General features: G+C 71.5%; 14 protein-coding genes. 7 read left to right on the top strand and 7 right to left on the bottom strand.

Annotation, left to right across the window (positions count from 1 at the left end; all coding sequences use genetic code 11):
• Nucleotides 1-47 precede the first annotated feature (47 nt).
• The 3 genes from ACZ4YL_RS07505 to ACZ4YL_RS07495 are packed head-to-tail and all read left to right on the top strand — an operon-like array spanning nucleotide 48 to nucleotide 4,272.
• Nucleotides 48-1,259 (top strand): glycosyltransferase, encoded by a 1,212-nt coding sequence (locus tag ACZ4YL_RS07505; RefSeq protein ID WP_301374474.1) that lies wholly within the window; start codon nucleotides 48-50, stop codon nucleotides 1,257-1,259.
• Nucleotides 1,256-3,022, top strand: coding sequence for a lipopolysaccharide biosynthesis protein (locus ACZ4YL_RS07500; RefSeq protein ID WP_468114481.1), 1,767 nt, complete (start codon nucleotides 1,256-1,258; stop codon nucleotides 3,020-3,022). Before ACZ4YL_RS07505 ends, ACZ4YL_RS07500 begins: the two co-directional genes overlap by 4 nt.
• Nucleotides 3,019-4,272: an MATE family efflux transporter gene (locus ACZ4YL_RS07495; protein WP_468114479.1), complete on the top strand. Its 1,254-nt coding sequence runs from the start codon at nucleotides 3,019-3,021 to the stop codon at nucleotides 4,270-4,272. The genes ACZ4YL_RS07500 and ACZ4YL_RS07495 overlap by 4 nt, the downstream gene beginning before the upstream one ends.
• A 222-nt stretch (nucleotides 4,273-4,494) precedes the next feature.
• Here ACZ4YL_RS07495 and ACZ4YL_RS07490 read toward each other — a convergent pair whose 3' ends face one another.
• A complete protein-coding gene (locus tag ACZ4YL_RS07490; RefSeq protein ID WP_468114477.1) occupies nucleotides 4,495-6,018 on the bottom strand; it encodes a hypothetical protein in 1,524 nt (507 codons plus the stop codon).
• Between the two features lie 123 nt (nucleotides 6,019-6,141).
• On the opposite strand from ACZ4YL_RS07490, the gene ACZ4YL_RS07485 reads away from it, so the two are divergent.
• Nucleotides 6,142-6,681, top strand: a complete 540-nt coding sequence (locus tag ACZ4YL_RS07485; RefSeq protein WP_468114475.1) for a WcaF family extracellular polysaccharide biosynthesis acetyltransferase — start codon at nucleotides 6,142-6,144, stop codon at nucleotides 6,679-6,681.
• 8 nt (nucleotides 6,682-6,689) lie between these two features.
• Nucleotides 6,690-7,805 (top strand): glycosyltransferase, encoded by a 1,116-nt coding sequence (locus ACZ4YL_RS07480; RefSeq protein WP_468114473.1) that lies wholly within the window; start codon nucleotides 6,690-6,692, stop codon nucleotides 7,803-7,805.
• Between the two features lie 74 nt (nucleotides 7,806-7,879).
• On the opposite strand, the gene ACZ4YL_RS07475 is transcribed toward ACZ4YL_RS07480, so the two are convergent.
• The 5 genes from ACZ4YL_RS07475 to gmd all read right to left on the bottom strand — a co-directional run bounded on the left by ACZ4YL_RS07475 (nucleotide 7,880) and on the right by gmd (nucleotide 14,452).
• Nucleotides 7,880-8,929: a hypothetical protein gene (locus ACZ4YL_RS07475; RefSeq protein WP_468114471.1), complete on the bottom strand. Its 1,050-nt coding sequence runs from the start codon at nucleotides 8,927-8,929 to the stop codon at nucleotides 7,880-7,882.
• Nucleotides 8,930-9,312: 383 nt separating this feature from the next.
• Nucleotides 9,313-9,531 carry a DUF6458 family protein gene (locus tag ACZ4YL_RS07470; protein WP_301366384.1) on the bottom strand — a complete coding sequence of 73 codons (219 nt, stop codon included), beginning with the start codon at nucleotides 9,529-9,531 and terminating at the stop codon, nucleotides 9,313-9,315.
• 109 nt (nucleotides 9,532-9,640) lie between these two features.
• Nucleotides 9,641-10,312 carry a hypothetical protein gene (locus tag ACZ4YL_RS07465; RefSeq protein WP_468114469.1) on the bottom strand — a complete coding sequence of 224 codons (672 nt, stop codon included), beginning with the start codon at nucleotides 10,310-10,312 and terminating at the stop codon, nucleotides 9,641-9,643.
• Between the two features lie 96 nt (nucleotides 10,313-10,408).
• Nucleotides 10,409-13,192 carry a DNRLRE domain-containing protein gene (locus ACZ4YL_RS07460; protein ID WP_468114467.1) on the bottom strand — a complete coding sequence of 928 codons (2,784 nt, stop codon included), beginning with the start codon at nucleotides 13,190-13,192 and terminating at the stop codon, nucleotides 10,409-10,411.
• 246 nt (nucleotides 13,193-13,438) lie between these two features.
• A complete protein-coding gene (gmd, locus tag ACZ4YL_RS07455) occupies nucleotides 13,439-14,452 on the bottom strand; it encodes a GDP-mannose 4,6-dehydratase (RefSeq protein WP_189742990.1) in 1,014 nt (337 codons plus the stop codon).
• Nucleotides 14,453-14,862: 410 nt separating this feature from the next.
• Here gmd and ACZ4YL_RS07450 point away from each other — a divergent pair, with 410 nt between their 5' ends.
• Nucleotides 14,863-15,807 (top strand): GDP-L-fucose synthase family protein, encoded by a 945-nt coding sequence (locus tag ACZ4YL_RS07450; protein WP_373041159.1) that lies wholly within the window; start codon nucleotides 14,863-14,865, stop codon nucleotides 15,805-15,807.
• Nucleotides 15,808-15,829: 22 nt separating this feature from the next.
• On the opposite strand, the gene ACZ4YL_RS07445 is transcribed toward ACZ4YL_RS07450, so the two are convergent.
• On the bottom strand, nucleotides 15,830-17,305 hold the full coding sequence (locus tag ACZ4YL_RS07445; RefSeq protein WP_468114464.1) for a sugar transferase: 1,476 nt from the start codon (nucleotides 17,303-17,305) through the stop codon (nucleotides 15,830-15,832).
• Between the two features lie 382 nt (nucleotides 17,306-17,687).
• Between ACZ4YL_RS07445 and ACZ4YL_RS07440 the strand changes: the two genes are divergently transcribed.
• Complete coding sequence (locus tag ACZ4YL_RS07440; RefSeq protein ID WP_468114462.1) at nucleotides 17,688-19,958, top strand: M4 family metallopeptidase; 2,271 nt, start codon at nucleotides 17,688-17,690, stop codon at nucleotides 19,956-19,958.
• Nucleotides 19,959-19,993: the final 35 nt, after the last annotated feature.

The following is a 19,993-nucleotide window of genomic DNA, read 5'->3' as shown; positions in this document are numbered from 1 at the left end:
TCCAGGGGAAGAGGGGACGCACGGTGTCCAGATCCGGACAGCGGCGCATGCTGCTGGTTTCCACCAATTACGCTCCGGAGCACGCGGGGATCGGCCCGTACGCCACCCAGATCGCGGAGCACTGGGCGGATCTCGGTCACGAGACGCACGTGCTGGCGGGCATGCCGCACTACCCGGCATGGTCGCTCGAACCCGAGTACAAGGGGGCGTTCCAGCGCACGGAACAGCGCGCGGGTGTCACCGTGCACCGGCGTGCGCACACCGTGCCGCCGCGTCAGACCGCCGTGAAGCGGGCCCTTTTCGAAGGATCGATTCTGCTGCACGGTGCCGTGGCCCCGCCCCGGATGCCCAAGCCCGACGCGGTCCTCGCCCAGATGCCCAGCCTGGCCGGCGGAGTGCTCGCAGCCCGGCTCGCGGCCCGCTGGAAGGTCCCGTACATCCCGGTCGTCCAGGACCTGATGGGCGCCGCCGCCGCGCAGAGCGGGATCAGCGGCGGCGACAAGGCCGCCGCGATCGCCGGCCGCGCCGAGGCCTACGCCCTCAAGCGCGCCACCCTCGTCGGCGTCATCCACGAGACCTTCGTGGACCGGGTCGTCGGCATGGGCGTGGACCCGGACAAGATCCGCCTCGTCCCGAACTGGTCGCACGTGCCGGTGCCCACCAAGCCGCGCGGAGAGACCCGCCACCACCTCGGCTGGGCCCCCGGCGAGACCGTCGTGCTGCACTCCGGGAACATGGGCCTCAAGCAGGGCCTGGAAGTCCTCGTCGGCGCCGCCCGGCTGGATCCGAGCGTCCGGTTCGTCCTGATGGGCGACGGCAGTCAGCGGGCGGCTCTGTCCGATCTCGCATCGGATGTGCCGAATCTGGACATCATCCCCCCTGCCGCCGACGGTGAGTTCCCGGATATCCTCGCGGCGGCGGACGTTCTCGCGGTCACGCAGCACGCCGCCGTGCTGGACATGAGCGTCCCGTCGAAGCTGACCTCGTACTTCCAGACCGGTCGGCCCGTCGTCGCCTCCGTGGCCGCGGAGGGCGGGACCGCGCAGGAAGTGGAACGCTCGGGCGCAGGGGTGCTCGTACCGCCGGAGGACCCCGAGGCCCTGCTGAAGGCCGTACGGGCCCTGGCCGAGGACCCGGAAGGCGCGGACGCACTGGGAGCGGCCGGACCCCGCCACGTGGCGGCCCATCTGAGCCGCGAAGCGGGCCTGGCCCGCATCGACGCACTGATAGACGAAGCACTTGGGGGACCCCGGCCGTGATCGAGACGAACCGCCCTGCAGCGGCACCGGCCGACGACGAACCCGATCTCCTCAGAGACCAGTTCCGGCAGCTCCTGCGCTACCGCAGGCTCATCGGCGCGGGCATCGGGATCGGTCTGCTGGGCGGCGTCTACCTCGGCATCTCCACGGCCGACACCTATGTCGCGACCGCCGACGTCGTCCTGCGCGCACCCACCGACGACCCGTTCAACCCGAGCCTCGCCCCGGACAAGGCGATCAACATCGGCTCGGAGCGCCAGGTCGCGCTCAGCTCCTCCATAGCCAACGAGGCGGCGAAGAAGCTCGGCGTGGGCGCGTCCGGCTTCGCCGCCCTGCGCAGCGGTCTGCAGGTGACCAACCCGCCGCAGACCATGGTCCTGCGCTTCACGTACACGGCGGACTCCCCCAAGGAGGCCGCCAAGCGCGCCAACACGATGACCGAGGCGTACCTGCTGAAACGGCAGGAGGCCCTCGACGCCACCCGCGACAAGATGGTCAAGGGGTACAAGGAGCAGCGCGATCCGATCGCCAAGCAGCTCGACGAGCTGTCGAAGGAGATCGCCCGGATGCCGGCCGGCGCCGGACGCGACGCCGCCAGCTCCTCCAAGACCGACCTGCAGAGCGAGGTCGGCGGCTACAACACCAAGATCACCAAGCTTGAGGCCCTGGACATGACCCCGGGCCGCGTCACCAGCGCGGCGACCGCGCCCACCGCCGCCGACGGCCCCGGCATCGTCATGTCGCTCGCACTCGGTGCGGCCGTCGGACTCGCACTCGGCCTGCTGGCCGCCTGGGTCCGCCTCGTCTTCGATCCGGCCCCGCGCTCCGAGGGCGACGTCGCCCGGGCACTGCGCGCCCCCGTCCTGGGTTACCTGCCCCGGGACCGGACGGGCGGCGGACCGCTGCTCGCCGCCGGCGAGGCCGATCCCCGGCTCGCCGAGGAGTACCGCTCGGTGGCCTTCCGCCTCGCCTACGACTCCCGCTTCGCCGACCGGCGCCGCCTGCTCGTGGTCGCCCCGCGCGGCAGCAGCGAGACCGCCGCCGCCGTGGCCGTGAACCTCGCCGCCTCCTTCGCGGAGACCGGCAAGGACGTCCTCCTCATCGAGGCCGACCTGCGCACCCCGGTCCTGGCCAGCCAGCTGCCGACGGACGCCGGCGGCAGGCCGCGCTGGAGCCAGACCCCGGGCAGCCCGAACCAGGGCGGCCGTCACTCGGACACCGAATGGCCCGACGGACGCCAACTCGTCGTGGACGCCGGGGAGTCCGGAACGTTCGACCTCATCCCGGGCGAGCGGGCGCGCAACGTCCCGCGCTCGCTGACCTCGGCCCGCGCCACCCGGCTGATCTCCGAGGCCGACTCCCCCAACTCCACGGTCGTCGTGCTCGCTCCGCCCGTGCTCTCCTACGCCGACGCCCTGGCCCTCGTCGACCGCGTCGACGGCGTCCTGGTCGTCTGCGACCCGCGTGCGGTGCACCGCACCGACCTGTCGCGGATCCGCGAGCTGATCAGCGGCGCCGGCGGCACCGTCCTCGGCGCGGTGCTGCACGCGCCGCTGCCCGGCGAGAAGCGCGGCCGCGGCAAGGACAAGGCCGGCCCGGCCGCCACCGGCCCCGCCGGGGGTCCCGGGACCTCCTCGAAGCCCGGGCGGTCCGTGCCGCAGCCCCAGCCGATCCCGTACGAAGTGGCCGAGCCCGAACAACACATCCCCGGTGACGGCACCGACACCGTCGCGCTGCGCACCGTCCGCATGGGCCGCAGATGAGCCGACGCGGCCTCGCCGCCGTCGCGTCGGTCCTGGACCAGGCCGCGTCCAGCGCCACGAACATCCTGGTGCTGGTGCTGGCCGCCCGGCTGTCCTCGGCGTCCGGGTTCGCCGACTTCTCCATGGTGTACGTGACCTTCAGCGTGCTCCTCGGACTGAACATGGCCTACGTCGGCCAGAGCCTGGTCCTGGAGAGGGGTCAGGGGGTCCCCCCGGACGAAGTCTGGGGGAGGCTCGGCCCCGAGTGCCGCTCGGCCGTGGGCTTCACCGCGGCCGCGTCGGCCGCCGTGGGCGCGCTGCTGCTGGTGGTGGGCCTCGCGCTCCCCGGGGCCACCGGGACCGCCTTCCTCGCGCTGGGCCTCGTACTGCCGCTGGTGCTCCTCCAGGACGGCCTGCGGTACTGCTTCTCCGCGCTGCGCGCCCCGCAGCGGGCGCTGGCCGCCGACGTGCTGCGGCTGGTGTGCGTGGTCGCGGCGCTGGCCCTGCAGCCCGAAGGGGCCTCGGCGGGGCGGCTGGTGCTCGCGTGGGGGCTCTCCGCGCTGCCGGCGCTGGGCGTGGGGCTCTGGCTGCTGCGGCCGTACGTGCGCGGTGCCCGCGCCGACCTGCGGCCGTACCTGCGGCGGGGTCACCTGGGGCAGCGGTTCGTGGTCGAGTTCGCGGTGGGCAACGGCTCCAGCCAGCTCGCGGTCCTGGGCCTCGGCGTCTTCGCGACGCCGCTGGCCGTCGGCGCGCTGCGGGGTGCGACCACGCTCTTCGGGCCGCTGAACGTGCTGTTCAACTCCGCGAACGCCTTCGGGCCGCCGGTGCTCGGGCGGCTCGGCGGCAATCGGGCCACGGTGCGGGCCACGGCCACGCTGGGACTCGTACTGGCGGCGGTCGGCGCGGGCTGGGCCGCGGCCCTGTACCTGTTGCCGGACCGGCTGGGCCGGGCACTGCTCGGCGACACCTGGGCGGGCGCGTCGGCGCTGCTGCCGGCCACGGGGGCGCAGTACGCCGTGATGGGGCTCGGCACGTGCGCGCTGCTGACCCTGCGGGTGCTCGCGCCGAAGGCCACGCTGTCGTTGCAGGTGGTCTTCTCGCTGCTGTCGGTGGGGCTGCTGCTCGGCGGGTACGCGGTGTGGGGGGTAGCGGGCGCCGCGTGGGGCCTGGCGGCCGGCTCGGCGCTGAAGGCCCTGGCCGCCTGGTGGCGCGTCACCCGCCTCCCGGCCGCCGCCGGCTCGCGCGAGCCCGCGGCTGCGGCTGCGGCCTGATCCCGGGCCCTGCCCGGACCCGCGCCTCAAACGCCGGCGGGGCTGGAGTACCGGGCTCCGCCCGGACCCGGTCCTCAAACGCCGGACGGGCTGAAATACAGCCCCGCCAGGGGGTACCTCCCAGCGGTAGCTGAGGGAGTTTGAGGCGCGGGGTCCGGGGCGGAGCCCCGGGAAGCGGTGGCGCGGACGAGGTGCGGGCGGCACCCCGCACCAGCGCTGCGGCTAGCGCAAAGTGGTGGACTTGTCCGTGCGGTAGGTCGCGACCAGCGCAAGGCAGAGGGCCGCGATCGCCACACGCCCCGACGCCTGCAGGAGCGGTCCGCGCAGCAGGATGAACGAGTAGCCCGCGACCAGCGGGACCACCACCGAGATCAGGCTCCCCGGCGGGCTCCTGCGCGTGGCCCGTTTCGCGTAGCGCCGGTCGACGCGGGCCGAGGCGTACCCCATGCCCAGCAGCCCCGCCCCCATGCCCAGCGGCCCGAAGTCCAGCCACAGCTCCGCCCAGATCGGGGAGGAGAGGTTGGTGTTGACCGTGCCCATCCACTGGCCGACCATCACGCCCGTGTCCCGCGGCTTGCCGGGCCACACCGCGCGCGGCACCGCGAAGAAGACCGATCCCGCGAGCTGGCGTCCGTAGTAGTGGCCGGGGCCGGAGTTCGAGAAGGTGATGGTGTTCGCGAACATGCCGATCTGGTCGTAGTCCTTGAGGGCCATGGGCTCCAGGAAGGACGTGGTCTCGACCGGCCGGTAGTTCTTCTCGTCGTAGCGGAAGCGGTCCGCGAACGGGAAGATGAGGAGCGCGACGACGACGGCCATGGACAACGCGACCCGGTACATCGCCGCGCTCACCGGGAAGACGGTGAACAGCAGCGCGAACATGACCGTCAGGAACCAGTACCGCGGGTTCGAGATCGGGTTGTTGACGATCAGGTTGAGGCCGGCCAGCGCCGCCCACGTGACGATGATCGACACCTTGCGGCGGGCGAACTTCGAGGTGATCAGCCAGCGGGTGTACAGGAGCAGCGCGAGCAGGGCCGGTACGGTGCCGAAGCCGCGCAGCAGGGCCTGGCCCGCCTGGCCGTCGCCGTTGGAGACGCCCGCCTCCTCGATGCCGGCGATGATCTCCTGGCGGCTGGAGAAGAAGACCGCCGGGCCGCCCAGTTTCACGATGAAGACGGCGCTGCAGAGGAACGACAGGATCGTCAGGAGCTGGAGCCGGCGCCGGTGCGCCATGACGGGCTTCGACTCCTTCTGGGAGCCGCCCGCGCGCCCGGCCGGCCGGTGCCGGGCGAGCAGCACGCCGACGTCGAAGGCCGTGCAGCCGAGCAGTACGAGCCCGATGGCGACGGTCAGGTCGGTCCGCGGGCCGACGACCGGGGTGGGGACCTGGCCGAGGACGGCCTGCGCGAGCGGGGCCACACCCATGGCCATGTAGACGAAGAGCCAGAAGGAGCCCTGCAGCAGCTTGCGGCGGCTGGTGAGGACCATCGCGGAGAGCCGGGCGCCCGCGTACATGGTGAGCAGCAGCTGGAGCCAGAAGGCCGCGTCGCGGACGCCGGCGCCGGTCTGGGCGGCGACGAACAGCGGCAGGAAGACGGTGAATCCGAGCGCGAGCGGGACGGACAGCGCGCGCGAGAGGAGCGTGCGCGGGAGGGTGGCCCGGCCCCACAGGCTCTCGTCCTCGAAGGGGGACGGAACGGGCGGCTTCGGCGGCGTTGCGGAGGGCTTGCGTATGTCCGTCGTCACTGCCGCCCCCACCCGATGTGCCTGGTCCGCGGGCAGTCTAGTCTGAGCGGGCCACGCCCTGGGAGGCGGCGGCGCGGGGGTCCCCCCCGGACGGAGTCCGGGGGAGCAGATGGGGGGCGACAGTTGCGGGATCTTCCTTCCTTCACGCTGGCCGGGTACGACAAGGGCCGCGGACTGCTGACGCAGGCGCTCTGGTTCGCCGTGATGAACACGCTGTTCATGAGCTGGTTCTGTCCGGCGCGGGTGCGGGTGGCGCTGCTGCGGGCCTTCGGGGCGAAGATCGGCGAGGGCGTTCTCATCCGGCACCGGGTGCGGGTGCTGTGGCCGTGGAAGCTCGACATCGGGGACCACACCTGGATAGGTGAGGGCGCCTGGCTGCTGAACCTGGAGCCGGTGACCATCGGGGCGAACGTGTGCGTCTCGCAGGAAGCCATGCTGTGCACCGGTTCGCACGACCACCGGGCCGCCGACTTCCGCTACCGCAACGCCCCGATCGTGGTCGAGGACGGCGCGTGGGTGGCGGTACGGGCGACCGTGCTCGCCGGGGTCACGGTGGGCCGCTGCGCGGTCGCGGGCGCCGGTTCGGTGGTCCACAAGGACCTGCCCCAGCTGACCCTGCAGACCCAGGACGGGCACCGCCGCCCGGTGGAGGAGCCCAATTGAGTGCCGCGATGAGAGTCCTGCACGCCGTCACCCTGCACTCCCCCTCCCACGCCTTCGGCGGACCGGTGCGGGTCGCGCTCAACCTGGCGAAGGGACTGCTGGGCCGCGGCCACCAGGCGCGGCTGCTCGCGCTCGGCGAGGGCTTCGACCAGTGGCCGACGTCCGTGGAAGGCGTTCCGGCGCAGCTGTTCCCGGCCCGCCGGCTGCTCCCCCTCGGCTTCAGCGGGATGACCTCGCCCGCCCTGCTGGCCTCGGCCGGCCGCCTGGTGCGGGACGCCGATGTCGTACACGTCCACCTGGCCCGGGACCTGGTGACGCTGCCGGTCGCCCTGGCGGCGCTGCGGGCGGGCAAGCCGCTGGTGCTGCAGACCCACGGCATGGTGGACCCGAGCGAGAAGCTGCTGGCCAAGGTGCTGGACGCGGTGGCGGTACGCCGGCTGCTGCGCGGCGCGGACGCGGTGCTGTACCTGACCCCGCACGAGCGGGAGGGGCTGGACGCGGTGGTCGGCGCGCCGCCCTTGGCGCAGGCGGTCCGCCTGGTCAACGGGACCCCGGCGCAGGAGGAACGGCCCCCGCTGAGCGGCCCGCCGCGCATCCTGTACTCGGCGCGCCTGCAGGCCCGTAAGCGGCCGGTGGACTTCGTGGACGCGGCCCCGGCGGTCCTCGCCGCCCACCCGGACGCGCACTTCGTGGTCGCGGGCCCGGACGAGGGCGAACTGGCCGCCGTACGGGCCCGGATCGGGGCGCTGGGCCTCACCGACCGGTTCACGGTCCCGGGAGCCCTCTCCAGCGCGGAGGTCCTCACCGAACTGCGCCGGGCCCACGTCTACGTACTGCCGTCGGTGGACGAGCCGTTCCCCATGTCGGTACTGGAAGCCCTCTCCGTGGGCGTCCCCACGGTGGTGACCCACTCCAACGGCCTGGCCCGCGACATCGCCCGCACCGGCGCCGGCCACGCGGTCGACCCCGGCCCGGCAGGCGTCTCCGCCGCCGTCCTGGACCTCCTGGACCCGACGGCCAACCACGAGGCCTCCCGGTCGGCCCGCGAACTGGCCGCGGAATCCTTCTCCATGGACGCCGTCCTGGACACCCTCGTCCCGGTCTACGAGGGCATCCGCCGCTGAGAGAGCGGGTCGGGAACTGTCCGGATCCGACAGACCGCGAGCTGTCGTTGGCTTTGCATCAGACGGATGGATGCTCAGGGTGCAGTCAGGTTGAAGTCCTGTGTGGTGTTGTTTTTGGCGCCGGGGCTCTGGATGTTGTTGTTGATGCTGATGTTGTTGAACATCGGGAGGATGCCGCTGAGGTTGATGGGCAGGATCGACCCGCCGCCTCCCCCGTTGTTCCCCTCCTCGTAGGTAATGGTCACCACGGCCGGTCCGGTCGCGGGTGCGGAGGTACCCCCCGTCGGGACGTGGTCCGATCCGCCGCCGCCACCACTGGGCCCCTGCACACCACCGACTTGGAGGGTGTCACAGCCCCCGCCTCCGCCGCCGCCGAACCAGCCGGCTCCGCCGCCGCCGCCTGCGCCGAAGCCGGGTCCGCCGGTGCCGCCGACACCCTCTGCCCCGGAGGTGCCCGGCGTACCGCCGTTGGGACATGTGGCTCCGCCGGAGCCGGCGGTTGTCTGGGTTCCGCCCCCGCCGCCCACGCTCCCCCCGCCGCTGCCGCCGGTCTGACCGGTGTTGCCGGCGTTTCCTCCGGTGGCCCCAGTGGTGGGGGGAAATCCGCTGACGCCGCTTCCCCCGCCGCCTCCGCCGCCCGCGACGATCAGGCGGGGGTCGGTGGCGGCGACGCCGGTCAGGGTGCAGCCGGGGCCGGCCGAGTTGCAGGTGCGGACGTCGCTGGAACCACCGCCCGCAGTCCCCGGTTCGCCGCCCGCACCCCCGCCCGCGGCGACGTTGACGTAGAGCGTAGTGGTGCCCGACGGCAGGGTGATGGTGCCGGTGACGGTGTCGCCGTTCCCGCCCGCGCCTCCGTCAGGTCCGTTCTCGCCTGCGGCGCCGGTGGCGGTGACGGTCAGCTGGGTGACGCCGGACGGGACGTTGAACGGCTGGTTGACGCCGGCGCTGAAGGTAACGGTCACGGGCGCCGCCTCGGCGGGCGTGGCCATGGGGACCACCAGCGCCGCCGGCAGCATCCCCGTGGCGAGCAGGAGAGCAGCACGCAGGGCCGGGCGCAGTGGCCTCTCGGCTGTGGCTGCGGCTCCACCTCGTTGGGATGCTGCATATCGCAGGCTCAGTCTCACGCTCGGGACTCCTCGGGAAGGGATGCCGAAACCAGGGCACCGCGGACAAGGGTTCGATGTTCCGGTCCCTGTGCAGGACCTCCCGACGATCAAGTCACATCCGTCCGTGTCGCCCCTTCAGACACACCGTCACAGCGCGCCGCGATCCACCTTCCAGCCCCTGCCCGTCGCCGGACCGGCCGCGCACGGTGGCGATGTGTGAACGGTGACGAGGGCGAAGAGCCGGTCGACCAGGACGTCGAACCCGAGCCGGAACTGTGCGACCTGTGCGGGACCTCGGCCTCGGACAGCGGGGAGTCCCCTGCCATTGACGGGTGTTCGGGGCGCTGGGCCTCACCGACCGGTTCACGGTCCCGGGGCGCCGTCCTAAACCTCCCGCCGCGTCAGATGACGTCCCGGCGGTGGTCGTCCACCACCGGGATCGCGCCGCCCGTGGTGCGGCGGCGTTTGTAGATGCTCGTGTACACGGCGAGGCCGATTCCGCCGACCGCCATCATGATCAGGCCGACCAGGTCGAGGTTGACGCTCTCCAGCTCCCAGTCACTGGCGAAGGTGAGGATGGCACCCACCACGATCAGGACGATGCATCCGCCGATGCCCATGGATCCGCCTTCCGCTGTCGGGACTGTGACCGCGCGGGTACCCGGGATCGGGGTACGAAAACGCCCCCGGGGGCCGGGAGTCCGGTCCTCGGGGGCGTTGTCGGTTCGGCTACGCGGGGATCCAGGCGTAGCAGCCCGTGGAGTTGAACTCCGCCGTGCCGGCCGGGATCGCCGCCGTGATCTTGTCGCCTGCCTTGGGCGGGGTCTCGGGGCCCGAGGCGAGGGTGGCGCCGTCCTTGCCCTTGGCCTCCCAGGTGCAGTTCGCGGCCTGGGTGAGCGCCCGGTAGTTGCCCGCCGCGGGCGAGGTCCGGGGGCCTTCCGGGAAGCCCTTCTCCGCCGCGGCGAGGATCGGCTTCTGGTCCGGGCACAGCAGGGTGATCGCGTCCTTGGCGCCCGGGATCTCGCCGGTGATGACGGCTCCGGTCGCCGCGTCCTTGTCGTGCTTCGCGGTGCGCTGCACCCGCTGGCAGGCGTCCTGGCCGCCCTGCAGCACGGACGCCGGGTCCACCTTGTCGGGGACCCGCCCGCTCAGGTACTTCTTCTCCTCCGCCGTGAAGCTGCCCGTCTTCGGGGTGAGCTTCGCGTCCGGCAGGACGGGGCCGGTCGGCTTCGCGTTCGGGTCGGTCGACGGCTGCGGAGCATCCGCCGGGTCGGGGGCCGACGAAGAGGCCGGGGGCTTCGGCTTGGCGCCGGAGTCGGCCTTGTCCCCGCCCGAACTGCAGGCGGTCAGCGTCAGGGCGGCGGCCAGCAGGACAGCAGCCGCTGCGGAGCGTCGGTACATCGGATGGCTCCCGTACTCAAGGGGGTGTGCAGCGGGGCCCGGCCACAGAGAGCCGGACCCCGCACGCCGTCAGGCGGTTGTTTCGGTTGTCGTCGCTTACTTCGCGCCGAAGGTGAGGACCAGCTGCGGAGTACCCTCCGCCGCCGTGGCCTCGGAGGACCAGATCCACAGCGGATCGGTGCCCGTGCTCGAAAGGCCCAGGCCGTAACTGGTGCCCAGCGCCGCGGAGACCGTGGCGGTGTCCAGCTCCACGTTGTGGACCGCGGAGCCCTCCGGCACGCCCGCGATGCTGCCGAGCGGGGTGGTGCCGAGGGTGGGCTTGGTGTTGAAGGTGGTACCCGCGCCGGTCCAGTTGCCGGTGACCGGGAGCACCTTCACGGTGTCGGTGGTGCCGGAGTTCGCCTGCGTGCTGGTCTTGATCTGCAGCGAGGCGGACTTCAGGACCTGGCCGGCCGGGGCGGCCGGCAGGTTGAAGCGCATGTACGTCTCGTACAGCGAGCCGCTGCCGCGCACCGCGAGCGAGGTGGACGTGCCGTAGGCGGTGCTCGGGGCGCCCTGGTTGATGTAGGTGTCCTCGGTCGTCCTGACCGCGGAGACCGTGTCGGTGGGCGCCTTGGCCAGGTCGAAGTGGCTCTTGACCTGGGCCTGGGTGAGCGCCGACGGGTAGACGGCGGTCTCGTCGAGCTGACCCGCGAAGAAGTTGCTCGTCGGGCGGGTCGGCCAGTTGGCGAGGTTGTCCCCGCCCACGTGCCAGTAGCCCGCGAAGGTGCTGTTGCTCGTGGCGTTCAGGGAGCCCTTGTTCTGGCCGTCGACGTACAGCGTGATGCCGCCGGGGCCCTGGGTGCCGACCACGTGGTGCCACTGGTTGTCGTTGTACGTCTCGAACAGGCCCGTGGAGACGGTCCGGGCCGAGCCGTTGTAGACGCCGAAGACCAGGCGGCCGGTGTTGGTCATGTACAGCTGGCGGTCGTACGAGCCACTGCTGCGCGCCGTGTTGTTGCCGAAGCCGATGAGCTTGCCGCCGCGGGTGGTGTTCGTCTTGAACCAGGTCTCGATGGTGAACGTGTTGCCGACCGTCTGGCGGCGGTCGCTGTACACCTGCTGGCTGGTCCCGTTGAAGCCCATCGCCGTGCTGCCGGAGACGGCGCCGGGCGACTGCTTCAGGGCAGGGGCGTTGAGCTGGACGCCGCTGCGGTTGCCGGACACCGAGGAGTCGGCGACGTAGGGGCTGACCGCGTCGTCGTAGCGCCAGTAGAGGTCGGCGCCGTCGGTGCGGACCTGGTTCGGGTAGGACTGGACCGAGGTCGGGACGGTCACCGAGGCGACGGCCGACAGGGCGCTGGTGTTACCGGCGGCGTCGGTCGCGGTCACCCGGTAGGTGTAGCTCTGGCCGGCCTTGACCGTGGCGTCGTTCCAGGAGGCCTGGGGGCGCTCCCACTCCAGCGAGCTGGCGGTGACGGTGGCGGCCGGGGTGGCCGAGCCGTTGCGGTAGATGCGGTACGTCAGCTTGCTGTCGTCCGCGTCGTAGCTGGTGCGCCAGCGGACCTGGACCTCGCCGGGCTTGACGCTGGAGGCGCTGGCCACCGGGGTGGTCGGGGCGCCGACGTCACCGGTGGAGGCGAAGCGGGTCAGGCCCCACTGCGGCTTGCCGTTGATGAGGGTGAACTCACCGCCGACCCACATGTACTTGACGTTGTTCTTCTCGGCCACGGCCATGACGCGCGGGCCGATGCCCTCGGTGCCGTCCATGCCGTCGTTGGCCGTGGGGTGCCAGCCCAGCTTGCCGGGGCCGCGCACGAAGCCGTCCACGGGCGCGGGGGCGGCGCCTTCGTGGTTGGTCGGCTGGGCCAGCAGGAAGTTGCGCTTGCCGTCGGGGAACTCCAGCTCGGTGGAGCAGTCGTGCCCGTGCGAGGAGCTGTAGAGCACTCCCTCGTACGGCAGGACGAACTGGGTGGCGCCGAGGCAGCGGTCGCGCCACTTCTCGGTGAAGTCGCTCAGGCGCAGGCCGATGCGGCCGTCGAAGACGCCGCCGCCGGAGCCCTCGTGACCCGTGTAGAAGCCGGTGTCGTCGGTGGAGATGTCCTTGACGACCGAGTTCGACGGGATGTTGCCGTAAGTCTTGGTGACCGCGCCCGTGGTGGCGTTGACGACGGCGAGGGCGTGGCTGTTGGAGCCGTTGACGGTGAAGAAGTCGCCGCCGAGGAGCACGTTCTTGCCGTCGGGGGTGACCTCGACGGCGCGGCCCGGCTCGTCGACGTTGGCGACGAAGGGCTTCAGCGCACCGGAGGAGGCGTCCACGGCGGCGAACCGCTCGCGGGTCTGGCCCTCGACGGTGCCGAAGTCGCCACCCGCGTACAGGGTGTCGTCGGTGACGGCGAGCGCGCGCACGGTGGCGGGGAAGCTCGGGTGGAACGATGCCTTGGGGGTGCAGCTCGCGATGTCGATCGCGGCGAGGCTGGAGACCGGGGTGCCGTTCACGGCGCCGAAGGACCCGCCCGCGTAGAGGGTCTTCTTGTCCTTCGAGACGACCAGCGTGCGAACGGTCGCGGTGCCTTCGCCGATGGTGAAGGCCAGCTTGCAGGAGGTGGGATTGCCGGTCGCGGCGTCGAGCGCCACGAAGTTCACGGCATTCTGCTCCGCGCCGGCCACACCCTCGGGCGGGCGGACGGCCGAGAAGGTACCGCCGGCGAAGACGGTGCCGTTGGCCTGGGCCATCGCCCAGACGACGCCGTTCGTCTGCCAGGTCGGCAGTTCGTCGGCGGTGAATGCCACCGGCGCCGTGATGGCGGACGCCTGAGGCATCAGCACCAGGCCTATACCGGTGCCCGCACCGGCCAGTGACAGGACGAGGGCGGCAGTCAGCCCTCTGGATCTACGCATGAGCCCCCCAGGGCAATTGCCCGGTTTGATGGCTGGAACTATCCGAACAGCCATATGTACTGGCGCAGACTAGGGCTCAGTTAAAGGCCCGGTCACCTCTCTTGACCCATTGCATACCAACTTGGAATCAACAGGTTCAGCATGGAGGGTGCACAAGAGACATACGGCAGGTTTACCCCGGCCGCGCCCCTGCACAGCTGCGGAGCATGGCCGGAACACGGCAAACCGTAGGCGAAATATAAGGCCTCAGCGGTCGATGCGGACCGTCACGCCCGCCAGTTGGTCCTCGACCTGACGGATGTCGGCGTCGACCATGATCTGCGCCAGCTCCGCCACCAGGACCGTCGGCTTCCAGCCAAGCAGGTCATGGGCCTTGGACGCGTCGCCGATGAGGGCGTCGACCTCGCTCGGGCGCTCGTACTTGGGGTCGTAGCGCACGTGGTCGGTCCAGTCGAGACCGGCGTGCGTGAAGGAGGACTCGACGAACTCGCGGACGGTCGCGGCCACTCCGGTGGCGACGACGTAGTCGGTGGGCTCGTCCTGCTGGAGCATCCGCCACATGGCGTCCACGTACTCGGGGGCGTAGCCCCAGTCGCGCACCGCGTCGAGGTTGCCGAGGTAGAGGTGGTCCTGGAGACCGGCCTTGATACGGGCCACCGCGCGGGTGATCTTGCGGGTCACGAAGGTCTCGCCGCGGCGCGGGGACTCGTGGTTGAAGAGGATCCCGTTGACGGCGAACATGTCGTACGCCTCGCGGTAGTTCACCGTGGTCCAGTACGCGAAGACCTTCGCGGCGCCGTACGGGCTGCGCGGGTGGAACGGCGTGGCCTCGTTCTGCGGGGGCGGGGTGGCACCGAACATCTCGGAGGACGAGGCTTGGTAGATGCGGGTGTCGACACCGCTGGCCCGGATGGCTTCCAGCAGCCGCAGCGCGCCGAGACCGGTCACGTCGCCCGTGTAGAGCGGGGCGTCGAAGGAGACGCGGACGTGGGACTGGGCGCCGAGGTTGTAGACCTCGTCGGGGCGTATGTCGCGGAGCAGGTTCACGAGGGCGACGCCGTCGGAGAGGTCGGCATGGTGCAGGACGAAGGACCGGTTGGCGGTCTGCGGGTCCTGGTAGATGTGGTCGACCCGCTCCGTGTTGAAGCTGGAGGACCGCCGCACGAGCCCGTGCACCGTGTAGCCCTTGGAGAGCAGGAGCTCGGCGAGGTACGAGCCGTCCTGTCCGGTGACTCCGGTGATCAGTGCGGTCTTGCCCATGGGGTCCCCTTGTTGGTGGTTTCTGTCGGTCGTGGTGAGGCTGTGCCTCGGGGTGGGTGCGGAGCGGCCGTCAGGCGTCGCACCGAGCGGCCCGGCCGCGGCCCGGGGGCCGGATTGCGTTACCGTACACGGCCGCCCCCGGGCTGCCCCGGCGGGGCGGACGCCCCTGCCCGGAGCGGACGCGGGCCGGGCCGGTCCTGGTTCCGGCGGCCGCCCGGCGGCCGCCCGGCGGCCACCCGGCGGCCACCGCGGCACCGCCGCGGCCCGGGCCGGGGGCCGGCCGACGGGCCGGGGCGGGAACGGCGTCCGGGCCCGAGCGGTCCACCGGGGCGGGCTCCTGCCCGTTGGCCGGAGCCCGCCCCGGTGGACCCCTGCGACCCCCGCGGGAGCCGACTGGCATCATCGGCGTTATGACAAGTTCGCTGCCGCTCCTGCCCCCGAACGCCCGCGTCTTCGTCGCGGGTCACCGCGGCCTCGTGGGGTCCGCGGTCGCCCGGCGGCTCACCGCCGACGGCCATGAGGTGCTCACCCGGGGGCGCGCCGACCTCGACCTGCGCGACGCCGCCGCGACCGCCGCGTACCTGAAGGACGTGCGCCCGGACGCCGTGGTGCTGGCCGCCGCCAAGGTCGGCGGAATCATGGCCAACAGCACCTACCCGGTGCAGTTCCTGGAGGAGAACCTGCAGATCCAGCTCAGCGTGATCGGCGGCGCGCACGCCGCCGGCGTGGGCCGGCTGCTGTTCCTGGGATCGTCCTGCATCTACCCGAAGCTGGCCCCGCAGCCGATCCGCGAGGACGCGCTGCTGACCGGCCCGCTGGAGCCGACGAACGAGGCCTACGCCCTCGCGAAGATCGCCGGGATCGTCCAGGTCCAGTCGTACCGCAAGCAGTACGGGGCCTCGTACATCTCGGCCATGCCGACGAACCTGTACGGCCCGGGCGACAACTTCGACCTGGAGACCTCGCACGTCCTGCCGGCCCTCGTCCGGCGCTTCCACGAGGCCGCCGCCGAGGGCCGTGACGAGGTCACGCTGTGGGGCTCGGGCACCCCGCGCCGGGAGTTCCTGCACGTGGACGACCTGGCCGCGGCCTGCGCCGTGCTGCTGAACACCTACGACGGCGACGAGCCCGTCAACATCGGCTGCGGCGAGGACCTGACCATCAAGGAACTGGCCGAGACGGTCGCCGAGGTGACCGGCTTCCGCGGCCGGCTCGCCTGGGACACGTCCAAGCCGGACGGGACCCCGCGCAAGCTGCTGGACGTGAGCCGCCTGACGTCGCTCGGCTGGAAGCCCGCCGTCCCGCTGCGGGACGGCATCGCCGCCACGTACAAGTGGTGGCGCGAGCAGAGCTGATCGCACAGGCGGCCCAGGCCCCTCAGTACGCTCCGCGACCGTCTACGACGGCGCGGAGCGTGCGGCCCATGACGTCGACATCGCTGGTGAAGGACCAGTTGTCGACGTACTGGAGGTCGAGCTGGATGGTTTCGTCCCAGGACAGGTCGGACCGTCCACTGATCTGCCACAGTCCCGTCATCCCGGGCCGTACGGTGAGCCGGCGCAGCTCGACCTCGTCGTACTTCGCCACCTCCTCCGGAAGCGGCGGGCGCGGGCCGACCAGCGACATGTTGCCGGTCAGTACGTTGAGCAGCTGCGGGAGCTCGTCCAGCGAGGTACGGCGCAGCAGTCGGCCCACCCGGGTCACCCGGGGGTCGCGGCGCATCTTGAACATCAGGCCGTCGTTCTCGTTGGACCCGGACAGTTCGTCCTTCAGGGCGTCGGCGTCCACGACCATCGTGCGGAACTTCCACATGACGAACGGGACCCCGTCGCGGCCGATCCGCCGCTGCCGGTAGAAGGCAGGGCCGCGCGAGCCGAGCCGTATGGCCAGGACGATCCCCAGGAGGACCGGGGAGAGCAGCAGCAGTCCGGCCGCGGCTCCGACCCGGTCCAGGGCGGACTTGAGCAGGGTCTGCACCCCGCGGCTGACGGGCGGCGCCACCCGCAGCACGGCGAGCCCGCCGGCGGAGAGGGTCTCCAGCCGCTTGACGGAAACCTCCACCAGCCCCGGGAAGACGGCGAGTTCGAGCCCTGCGTCGTGCAGGGCCCAGGCGATCCGGCGCAGCCGCTCCCCCGTGATGCGCACGCCGGGGGCCACCAGCACCAGGTCGGCGTGGTGGCTGGCAACGGCGCCGAGCACGGCCGCGGAGTCGCCGTTCGGGACCTCGGAGGACCCTCCGTCGAGCCGCGCCGCCACGGGTACCCCGCTGGCGAGCGGCCCGGCACCGACCGGGACCACGCCGACGACGACGTACGGGTGGTCGGTGCGGGCGGAGAGGTGCGCGATGACGTCCTCGGCCGCGTCGGGCTCGCCGACGACCAGGACCCGGCTGACGGCCTGGGCCTCGCGGCGGGCGGCCGAGAGGTGCCGGTAGGTCAGTTTGTGGACGGCGACGGTGATGAGCAGAGCGGGCAGCAGGGCCCCGAGAGCGGACAGCCGGGGGGTGGCCTCTTCGGTCACCACACGCGCCACGGCCAGCACGCCGATCAGAATCAGCCAGTCGTGTACGACCGGCAGCACACCGCGGGACTCCCCGAGCGTCCGGGTCGCGTAGCGCCGGCGCAGCGCCTGTACCCCGGTCCACGCCACGGCGGCGGCCAGGGCGCAGTAGACGGGCCGGACCTGCTGCGCGGCGTCGAAGACGAGTCCTACCGGGATGGCGGCGCCGAGGAAGTCGGCGGCGATTGCGGCCGGGCGGTACCAACGGGCCTTGTCCCCGAGGCGCCTTGCGGGCGCAAGGGACTCCCTGGCCGCTCTGGCCACTCTTTGCGCAGGAATATGAACATGCCTCATGGGCCCCCCTGGCACGTGGTCTATGACAGTGGCGGGTGCCCATCGCTTCCCCTGGCAACGAACATCTGCCGCACCGGGAAACAGTACGACAAACACCCGTACGGTAAATGCCGTTTGGGTCAACGCAGCCTCTTGTTGCGCAAGTGTTAGCAACCGGTATAAGGCGTTCCGCATGCCGGGCGGCCCAGGAGACTTACGGAGGTAAATGGTCCGGATATCGGATACGCATCTTCGGACAACGGACTGTTTCCGGCCAACCTTTTGACGCGGCCCTGACATTTGTCGCTGCGAGTGGCAATCTTCGACCGTTCATCGCACCAGCCCTGTTCTGCCCGGAGGCCCACCCAGCCATCCGGAACCCCCCTTGCAGAAGGAGTCTGCGTTGAGGTCCACCCCCCAGAGGCGTGCCACCGCGGCCGGCGCGCTCGTTGCCGCGGCAGCCCTGCTCGCCGTAGGCATACAGACCGGCACCGCCACCGCCGACGCCACCGCGTCGCAGGCACCCACGGCCTCCCGGCCCAACCCCGGCGCGGCCAACCGCGCACTCAGCGCCTCGGAGCGTGCGACGCTCCTGGCCGAGGCCAACTCGACCACTGTGCAGGCTGCCAAGGCGCTCGGCCTCGGCAGCGGCGAGAAGCTCGTCGTCCGCGACGTGGTCCAGGACGCGGACGGCACCACGCACACCACCTACGAGCGCACCTACGACGGACTCCCGGTCCTCGGTGGTGACCTCACCGTCCACGCCAAGGACGGCGTCACCAAGAGCGTGACCAAGGCGACCAACCACGAGATCAAGGTCGCCGACACCAGCGCCACCGTCACCCCGGCGGCCGCCGAGAGCCAGGCCGTCTCCGCCGCGAGCGCCGAGGGCTCCAAGGAGGCCAAGGCCTCCAAGGGCGCCCGCAAGGTGATCTGGGCGGCCGAAGGCGCGCCGGTCCTCGCGTTCGAGACCGTCGTCGGCGGCCTCCAGCACGACGGCACGCCGAACGAGCTCCACGTGGTGACCAACGCCAAGACCGGCGCCAAGATCACCGAGTGGCAGGCCATCGAGACCGGCACCGGCAACACGATGTACAGCGGCCAGGTGACCCTCGGGACCACCCAGTCGGGCAGCACCTGGAACCTGACCGACGCCGCGCGCGGCAGCCACAAGACGTACAACCTCAACCGTGGCACCGGCTCCGGCACCGGCACGCTGTTCTCCGGCCCGGACGACATCTGGGGCAACGGTCAGGCGTCCAACCTGGAGACGGCCGGCGGTGACGCCCACTACGGCGCCGCGGTCACGTGGGACTACTACAAGAACGTGCACGGCCGCAACGGCCTGCGCAACGACGGCGTGGCCCCGTACAGCCGGGTCCACTACGGCAACGCCTACGTCAACGCGTTCTGGAGCGACTCCTGCTTCTGCATGACGTACGGCGACGGTGAGGGCAACAACAAGCCGCTCACCTCCACCGACGTGGCCGCGCACGAGATGACCCACGGTCTGACCTCGGTCACCGGCAACATGACCTACAGCGGTGAGCCCGGCGGTCTGAACGAGGCGACCTCCGACATCATGGCGGCGGCCGTCGAGTTCTACGCCAACAACCCGCAGGACGTCGGCGACTACCTGGTCGGCGAGAAGATCGACATCAACGGCGACGGCACCCCGCTGCGCTACATGGACAAGCCGAGCAAGGACGGCGCCTCCAAGGACAGCTGGTACTCGGGCCTCGGCGGCATCGACGTCCACTACTCCTCGGGCCCGGCCAACCACTGGTACTACCTGGCCTCCGAGGGCTCGGGCGCCAAGGTCGTCAACGGCGTGAGCTACAACTCGCCGACCGCGGACGGCCTGCCCGTCACCGCGATCGGCCGTGACGCCGCCTCGAAGATCTGGTTCCGCGCGCTGACGGTGGGCTACTTCAAGTCGAACACCAACTACGCCGACGCCCGCGTCCAGACCCTGAAGGCCGCCGCCGACCTCTACGGCCAGGGCTCGGCCATCTACAACAACGTCGCCAACGCGTGGGCCGGCGTCGCCGTCGGATCCCGCATCTCCAACGGCGTCACGGTCACCCCGATCGCCAACCAGAGCACCGTCACGGGCAGCGCCGTGAGCCTGCAGGTCCAGGCCACGAGCACGAACCCGGGTGCGCTGAGCTACGCGGCGACCGGCCTGCCGGCCGGCCTGTCGATCAACTCCTCCAACGGCTTGATCTCGGGCACGGCCTCCACCGCGGGCACGTCCAACGTGACCGTCACGGTGACCGACTCGCAGAACCAGACCGGTACCGCGGCATTCACCTGGACGGTCGGCACCACACAGCCGAGCGTCTTCGAGAACACCACGGACTACCAGATCGCGGACAACTCGACCGTCGAGTCCCCGATCAACGTGACGCGCTCGGGCAACGCCCCCAGCACGCTCAAGGTGGACGTGAACATCGTCCACACCTACGTCGGTGACCTCAAGGTCGACCTGGTCGCCCCTGACGGCTCGGTGTACAACCTGCGCAACCGCACCGGCGGCAGCGCGGACAACATCGTCCAGTCCTTCACCGTGAACGCCTCCTCCGAGGTCGCGAACGGCACCTGGAAGCTGCGTGTCGCGGACCTCGCGAGCCTCGACACCGGCTACATCAACAGCTGGAAGCTCACCTTCTGACCCCACCGGGGCAGCGTGAACGACAGCTGAGCAGA

The organism is Streptomyces sp. NPDC030021, assembly GCF_055574035.1.
This window is presented reverse-complemented; position numbering and strand designations above follow the sequence as displayed.

Bases quoted from the DNA above. Each gene is read 5' to 3' on its own strand.
- ACZ4YL_RS07505 (WP_301374474.1), top strand. From the start codon at position 48: ATGCTGCTGGTTTCCACCAATTACGCTCCGGAGCACGCGGGGATCGGC.
- ACZ4YL_RS07495 (WP_468114479.1), top strand. From the start codon at position 3,019: ATGAGCCGACGCGGCCTCGCCGCCGTCGCGTCGGTCCTGGACCAGGCC.
- ACZ4YL_RS07480 (WP_468114473.1), top strand. From the start codon at position 6,690: ATGAGAGTCCTGCACGCCGTCACCCTGCACTCCCCCTCCCACGCCTTC.
- ACZ4YL_RS07470 (WP_301366384.1), bottom strand. From the start codon at position 9,531: ATGGGCATCGGCGGATGCATCGTCCTGATCGTGGTGGGTGCCATCCTC.
- ACZ4YL_RS07465 (WP_468114469.1), bottom strand. From the start codon at position 10,312: ATGTACCGACGCTCCGCAGCGGCTGCTGTCCTGCTGGCCGCCGCCCTG.
- ACZ4YL_RS07460 (WP_468114467.1), bottom strand. From the start codon at position 13,192: ATGCGTAGATCCAGAGGGCTGACTGCCGCCCTCGTCCTGTCACTGGCC.
- gmd (WP_189742990.1), bottom strand. From the start codon at position 14,452: ATGGGCAAGACCGCACTGATCACCGGAGTCACCGGACAGGACGGCTCG.
- ACZ4YL_RS07450 (WP_373041159.1), top strand. From the start codon at position 14,863: ATGACAAGTTCGCTGCCGCTCCTGCCCCCGAACGCCCGCGTCTTCGTC.
- ACZ4YL_RS07445 (WP_468114464.1), bottom strand. From the start codon at position 17,305: ATGAGGCATGTTCATATTCCTGCGCAAAGAGTGGCCAGAGCGGCCAGG.